This is a genomic window from Dethiothermospora halolimnae, assembly GCF_037577855.1.
Lineage (GTDB): Bacteria > Bacillota > Clostridia > Tissierellales > VENL01 > Dethiothermospora > Dethiothermospora halolimnae.
In genome coordinates, this window is the sequence record NZ_JBAKFX010000051.1 from 20,477 (window position 1) to 27,835 (window position 7,359).

The 7,359-nt window shown below is 28.4% G+C and carries 7 protein-coding genes; 6 read left to right on the forward strand and 1 reads right to left on the reverse strand.

What is annotated here, in order from left to right; translation table 11 throughout:
* The first annotated feature begins 1 nt into the window (after position 1).
* Together V6137_RS16410 and V6137_RS16415 are read left to right on the forward strand one after the other, a co-directional pair.
* Positions 2-694, forward strand: coding sequence for a response regulator transcription factor (locus V6137_RS16410; RefSeq protein ID WP_425449046.1), 693 nt, complete (start codon positions 2-4; stop codon positions 692-694).
* Entirely contained in the window at positions 672-2,834 is a 2,163-nt protein-coding gene (locus tag V6137_RS16415) for a HAMP domain-containing sensor histidine kinase (protein ID WP_425449047.1), read from the forward strand. Before V6137_RS16410 ends, V6137_RS16415 begins: the two co-directional genes overlap by 23 nt.
* Positions 2,835-2,870: 36 nt before the next feature.
* Here V6137_RS16415 and nhaC read toward each other — a convergent pair whose 3' ends face one another.
* Complete coding sequence (gene nhaC / locus V6137_RS16420; RefSeq protein WP_425449048.1) at positions 2,871-4,253, reverse strand: Na+/H+ antiporter NhaC; 1,383 nt, start codon at positions 4,251-4,253, stop codon at positions 2,871-2,873.
* Positions 4,254-4,620: 367 nt separating this feature from the next.
* Between nhaC and V6137_RS16425 the strand changes: the two genes are divergently transcribed.
* The 4 genes from V6137_RS16425 (at position 4,621) to V6137_RS16440 (ending at position 7,196) form a co-directional block, all read left to right on the forward strand.
* Positions 4,621-5,205, forward strand: coding sequence for a TetR/AcrR family transcriptional regulator (locus tag V6137_RS16425; protein ID WP_425449049.1), 585 nt, complete (start codon positions 4,621-4,623; stop codon positions 5,203-5,205).
* A 41-nt stretch (positions 5,206-5,246) separates the two neighbouring features.
* On the forward strand, positions 5,247-6,110 hold the full coding sequence (locus tag V6137_RS16430; protein WP_425449050.1) for a hypothetical protein: 864 nt from the start codon (positions 5,247-5,249) through the stop codon (positions 6,108-6,110).
* Between the two features lie 27 nt (positions 6,111-6,137).
* The gene (locus V6137_RS16435; RefSeq protein WP_425449051.1) at positions 6,138-6,626 is read left to right on the forward strand and encodes a flavodoxin domain-containing protein; all 489 of its coding nucleotides are present in this window, start codon (positions 6,138-6,140) and stop codon (positions 6,624-6,626) included.
* 81 nt (positions 6,627-6,707) lie between these two features.
* Positions 6,708-7,196, forward strand: a complete 489-nt coding sequence (locus tag V6137_RS16440) for a flavodoxin domain-containing protein (protein WP_425449052.1) — start codon at positions 6,708-6,710, stop codon at positions 7,194-7,196.
* The last annotated feature ends 163 nt before the right edge of the window (positions 7,197-7,359 follow it).

The window sequence follows — 7,359 nt, forward strand, 5'->3', positions numbered from 1 at the left end:
AATGAAGAAATACAATGTGTTAGTAGTAGATGATGACAAGGAAATAAGGGATGCAATAGAGATATATCTTAAAAACGAGAATTTAAAGGTATATAAAGCAAAGGATGGTATAGATGCACTGGAGGTATTAAATGAAAAGGACATTCATGTTATATTAATGGATATTATGATGCCCAGGATGGATGGTATGAAGGCCACATTTAAGATTAGAGAAGATAAAAACATACCCATTATTATTTTATCGGCAAAATCTGAGGATACAGATAAGATATTAGGTCTTAACATGGGGGCAGATGATTATATAACAAAGCCATTTAATCCCTTAGAGCTTGTTGCAAGGGTAAAATCCCAGTTAAGGAGATATACAAGTCTTGGAAATTATAATAAAAATAATGATGAAATAAAAGTGGGGGGACTTACATTAAATAAAAAGACAAAGACTATATTTGTGGACAATGAAGAAGTAAGATTGACCTTTACTGAATATAAGATCATGGAACTGCTTATGGAAAATAAGGGTAGGGTATTTTCTATAGAAGAGATATATGAAAAAGTTTGGAATGAGCCCTATTATAATTGTGAAAATACAGTATCGGTACATATAAGAAGAATTAGAGAGAAGATAGAAGTAAATCCTAAAAATCCAGAATATTTAAAGGTGGTGTGGGGAATTGGATATAAAGTTGAAAAGTAAAAAAGCCTATATTGTTCTTGTTATATTGGTCTGTTATATATTATCTTTAACATTAGTAATGGGATTTGATATTTTAGATTATAGGGAGTATATATTTAGCAATCCTTATTTTGATAGCTATAGATTTGAGAAAGAGATGCTTGTATATTTAAATGATATTAAAAGGTATCATACAGAGTTTAAAAACTATCCTTTAGACCCTAACAGTGAAAATTTAGATATTAAAGAAGTAAAAGAATTATATGATAATAAGATAAAGTTACAAGAGGAATATACTAAAAATAAATATAATTCTTTGATAAAAGAAGCAGCTAGTAATGGTGATATAGAAGAACTAGATAGATTAACAAATAAGAGGGATGAAGAATTAAAAAATAATCAACCGATTATTGAGAGAATTAAAGCAGAATATAATAATGAAAAAGCTAAGATAATAGAAAAAATGAATATGGAATATGAGACCGTAAAGGGGAATATTAATTTTAGAGACGATTTTATAAAATATTATATAGAAGACAAAAGGAATAATGAAGTTTATAGCAATATAGACAATTTTAATAAAAACAATAAAGACGATTATTTATACGTTGGCAGATTTCCAACCTCTTATGGAAATGGGTCCAATATATATGAATTAAATAAAGAGTTTAGTAATTTAAGTTGGGAAGGTTATTTTATAGTGCCTAAAAATCCAATTGGATACAACTATATTTATGAAGATTATAAACGTCAACAATCCATAGGATATAATGTTAAAGTTGAAACTATGATGTTTGTAATATTTATTATAATGTTTGCATTATTGGTTAAATATTTAAGAAAAAACTCAAGAGAAATAGATTTTATTACATCTTTAAGAAAATTATATAGAAAAATTCCCTTAGACTTAAGGGTTGGAGTATTTATTATATATTCTATATTTACTATTTTGATAATAAGGGACTTAGATTTATGTTATTATTTAGATTTATTTTTAGATTTTATATATGTAACATTTATTGCCGTATATATGTTATATTTATTTATCAATATAAAAGAAATCGTGTATCTAAATAACAATAAAAGGGAATTTAAAAATGAAATAAAAAGAACCTTAATATATAGGATTAAAGGTCTTCTAAATGATAGTTTTAGTAATAAAAGTATATTATTTAAAATAGCTATAGTGTTAATTGTTACTGTATTTTTAGGTGTTTTTGTTACATTTGCATTAATAGAATCCTATTATGATGCTGCTCTTATATTGGGATTTTTGTCTATAGTATTTTATTTGCTAGTTATGGTACCTTATATTTTAAAAAAGATAGCCAATATAAATAAAGTGATAGAAGGAACTAAAATTATATCTTCTGGAGATTTAGACTATATGATAGAAGTTAAAGATAAGGGGAAAGTTGGTGAATTGTCAAATTATATAAACTCTATAAAAAGTGGATTAAGGGAATCCTTAGATAGTAGAATGAAAAGTGAAAGGTTAAAATCTGAGCTTATAACAAATGTATCCCATGATTTGAAAACACCATTAACATCAATAATAAACTATGTGGACTTACTTAAACAGAAAGATTTATCAGAGGGTGAAAGAAAATCATATATTGAGATACTCAATAGAAAATCTCAAAGGCTTAAAGTATTAATAGATGATCTATTCGAGGCATCAAAGTTAAGTAGTGGTGATATTAAATTAAATATAGAAGAGGTAGATTTAGTATCATTATTAAATCAAGCATTAGGAGAATATAATGAAAAAATAAAAAATTCATCATTAGACTTTAAGATAGATATAGGGGGTAAAAAAATACACTCCAATCTTGATGGAAAGAAAACATGGAGAGTGTTTGATAATCTTATTAATAATGCTATTAAATATTCAATGAAAAATACTAGAGTGTATATGTCTTTAAAAGAAGAAGGGAATAAAGTAGTATTTACTATTAAAAATATATCGGCCCAAGAATTAAACTTTGATGTAGATGAGATATTTGAGAGATTTAAAAGGGGAGATAAGTCAAGGAATATAGAAGGTTCTGGCCTTGGTCTTGCAATAGCTAAAAGCATAGTGGAGTTACATGGGGGGACTCTAGACGTAAAAATAGATGGAGATTTATTTAAAGCAATTGTAAAATTTAATAAAAAATAAAGCTAAGACAAAGGGACTGTCCCTTTGTCTTAATTTTTAACTTTCTTTTTCTATTTTTTCAATAGAAAATCCTGAGTAGCCTAAAAGTACAGCTATTACTGGGTTTATTATATTAAAGAAAGCATAGGGGGCATAAGCAAATGGATGTACCCCTAATGTTGTATACATATAGGCTCCACCACTATTCCATGGTATTAGACAAGAGGTGATAGTTCCTCCATCTTCTAAGGTTCTAGATAGATTCTTTGGATGGAGACCCTTATCATCATATATCTTCTTATACATTCTTCCTGGAATAACTATTGCTAAATATTGATCTCCAGCAAGAATATTAGTAGCTATACAAGTTAGTATTGTGGCTAAAATAAGGGAGCCTGTGCTATTTGCAAGGGCTAATATCTTTTCAGCAATAGCAACTAACATACCGGATTTTTCTAAGATTCCACCAAAGGCCATAGCACACAATATAAGGGATATGGTCCACATCATATTGTTAAGTCCACCATTATTAAGTAGACTATCAACAGCTTCAACACCTGTATCTGAAGAAAAGCCATAGTGAGCAGCTTTGATGATTTCTGTCATGCCAGCTCCTTGGAATATAAATGCAAATATACCTCCAAGTATTGTACCTCCTATTAATCCAGGTATAGCGGGAACCTTTAAAAAAACCATAATTATAACTAAAAGAGGAGGTAATAACAAAAATGGCGATATTGTAAATTGAGAAGTTAATCCGTTTAAGATTACATTTATTGACTCAGTATTTATGGTGCTGTTAGCATATTTTATTCCTAAAATTCCGTAAATAATTAAAGCTATTATATAACTAGGTGCAGTTGTATATAACATATGCTTAATATGTTCAAATAAATTTGATCCTGCCATTGCAGGGGCTAAGTTTGTAGTGTCTGAAAGGGGAGACATTTTATCTCCAAAATATGAACCGGATATAATGGCACCAGCCACAACAGGCAATGGAATATCTAATCCTTGACCGATACCTATAAGGGCAATTCCCACTGTCCCAGCAGTAGTCCATGAACTTCCAGTTGCTATAGATACTACGGAACATATTAATGCTGTAGCTATTAGAAAAAAGCTAGGAGATAATATCTGAAGTCCATAATAAATCATTGTTGGAACAACCCCTGATAGTATCCATGTACCTATTATCATACCTATTATTGCTAAAATTAGAATTGATCCCATGGACATTTCTATAGTTTCTATAATACCTTCCCTTAGCTCATTCCATGAATAACCAGTTAACATTGCTATGAGTACAGCTACTATTGTGGAAGCGATTATTGGAATTTGAGGATCTCCACCCCAATATTGCAAAGTAAGAAATAGAGATACAATTAGAAATAGAACTGGTATTATTGCTAGTTTAAATGATATTTTTTTTCGATCCATATAATACGTCCTTTCTACTTAATTTTTAAAAAATTCGAAAATATTAAATTTATTTAACATTATATCATTTATTCGACAAAAAACAAGTTAAAACAACAAGAAAATGATGTTATTTTTTACTAAAACAATGAAATTGTAAATTAATATAAAAAGTTATAAGATTAGTATTAATATTAAGTCCTATATTTATAAGTATAAATCTTAAAAATGGTATTAGTAATTAAAGGGATAGGTAATATGGTATTTAATATGACTCTTGACAAAAATATTATATATTATATAATTACATTAACAATGTTAATAATATTAACGTTGTTAATAAAAAAGCAAAATAATGATACAAATATTAAAAAACTGGAGGAGAGGAATGGGAAATAAAGAAATCCAAAAACAAAGGAAGATGAAATACTTTATAGAATCAGCAAAGGAAATCATTAAAGAAGATGGTATTAAAGGGGTTACGGCAAGAAAAGTTGGACAAAGAGCTGGGTATTCATATGCTACTATATATAATTATTTCAATGATTTAAATACCCTATTAGCTTATTGTGCTTTTGATTTTCTTGAGGACTGTTATAAGTATTTAATTAGTTTTAAAGATGAGACAAAAGATGCTAAAGAACAAGTAATATCTTATGCATTAGCATATTTTAGATACTTTGCTGAAAATCCTGATATCTTTCATCTTATATTTATAGAAGAATTAGGAGAGCTACCTGAGGAACTTGTAAATAGTAGACCCTCAGTGGCTAAGCATCTTAGAGATAGTATTGTAAAATGCGCAGATGAAGGTTATGTAAAAAAAGAAGATGTTGATTTATTGGGAGAATTAATTACATCATCTATCCATGGGAAACTATTATTCTTTTTAAAAAGAAGTCCCGTAGAAGAGGGAGACGAAATAGTAACTTCTATTAAAAATGAGTTAGATGCTTTTATTAAGGAGCAGTAATGGTTAGTTGTTAATGTTATATAAATAGGGGAGGATATGTTGTGAAATCTAGAAAAACTGTAATTTTTCTTGTTACTTTAATTATTATATTATCATCCATATCATCTATAGTAGGGATTTTTTCAAATGATGGTAGTGGAACATATGAGTTTGAGTCAATAAGGAATGAAAAGGTTGAAATTTATGGAAAAGGTCTATATAAAAATGATTCTAAATCAATGGTTGCCCAAGGAAAGGCTCAGGATATTGTGACTTTGGTAATAGGCATTCCTTTGCTTATAATATCTTTATACTTATCTCTAAAAAAATCACTAAAGGGTAAATTATTATTAACAGGTACCTTAGGATATTTTCTATATACTTACATGTCCTATGTATTCTTATGGATGTATAATCCTTTCTTCATAATATATGTAATACTTATGTCTATAAGTTTTTTCGCCTTTATATTATTAATGGTGTCATTTGATTTAGAAAGATTACCTTCTTATTTTAGTAAAAAATTACCTATAAGGTTCCTTGGGGGTTTCCAGATATTTTTCGCTATAGCTATTAGTATGCTTTGGATTAAAAGAATTCTTACACCAATTATAAACGAGACAACCATTGTGGGACTAGAACACTACACTACTTTAGTTATTCAGGCGATGGATTTAGGTTTTTTAGTTCCTGCTGCATTTTTGTCTGGAGTTTTATTGTTAAGAAAAAAGCCTTTAGGGTATCTCCTATCTTCTATAATAATTATGAAGGGCATCACTATGGCTACTGCAATTACAGCTATGATAATTGGTCAAGCTTACATGGGGATAGAAGTAACGTTAATGGAGATAGTTATTTTCTCTACTATTAGTCTGTTTATAGCATATTCATTGATTTTACTTTTAAAGAATATCAAAGACAAATAGTTATATATAATTAAGGAGGGAAATTAATTGAAAAGTTTAATTGTATTTAGTACTAAATGTGGAACAACTGAAAAGTGTGCAAAACTTATTAAGAAGGGTTTAAATGGGGAAACAGATTTGGTAAATTTAAGGGAGCAAAAATGTAAAGACATAGATAGTTATGACAATATACTTATCGGGGGAAGTGTATATATAGGAAAAATAAGAAGTGATGTAAAGGAATTTGTAGAAAAGAATAAATCATCTTTAAGAAATAAAAATATAGGGTTATTTGTGCTATGTCAAGATGAAGGGGAGAAGGCAATAGGGTATATCGATAATAATTTTCCTGATGATATAGTTAAGGGGGCATTTATCAAAGAACATCTAGGACATGAGATCAATTTAGACAAAATGGGTTTTCTAGATAGAACTCTTTGTAAAAAAGTATTGAAGGTAAAAGAAAGCTATTCAAAATTAAATGATGAGGCAATAGGCAGAGTTGTTGAAGAAACAAATATAAGAATAAAAAACTAGAGTTATTATTGACAAGAAAAAACTGGTAGAATACAATTGGATTAACAGTGTTAAATAAGTAGATCTAGGGAGGGCAAGTGGATGAAAAATTTAATCATATTTAGCACCAAATGTGGTGCCAGTGAAAATTGTGCCAAGTTTATTAAGAAGGATCTAAAGGGGGAAACAGATTTAATAAACTTAGGTACTGAAAAGTGTAGTGATATAGATAGTTATGATAATGTGATTATTGGTGGAGGTATCTATGCAGGAAAACTCAAAAGTGAGATAAAAGACTTTGTAGAAGAGAATAAGGAATCTTTAAAGAATAAAAATATAGGTTTGTTTATTTTATGCAGAGAAGAAGGAGATAGGGCACAGGAATATATAAAAACTAATTTTCCAGAAGAAATAGCTAAAAAGGCTTTTGTAAAAGAACACCTTGGACATGGGCTTAATTTAGATAGACTAAATTTTATTGAAAAACTGTTATTTAGAATAGTATTTAAGGTAAAGGAAAGTTCTTCAGAAATAAATCATGATGGAATAAAAAGAATAGTTGAAAAAACAAATTTAAGCTTTAATAATTAAAGATTAAATTGTAAATAATAAATTTAAGGCTAGCAACAGAAGTTTCGCATCTCAAAAATTTTAATGGGCGATAGCCCTTGGATTTACAAGATTAGATTAAGATAAGGTAGAAATCAATAAATTCCTATTTTTACTGGAAATTTTGAAATAAATCTTTACAAAA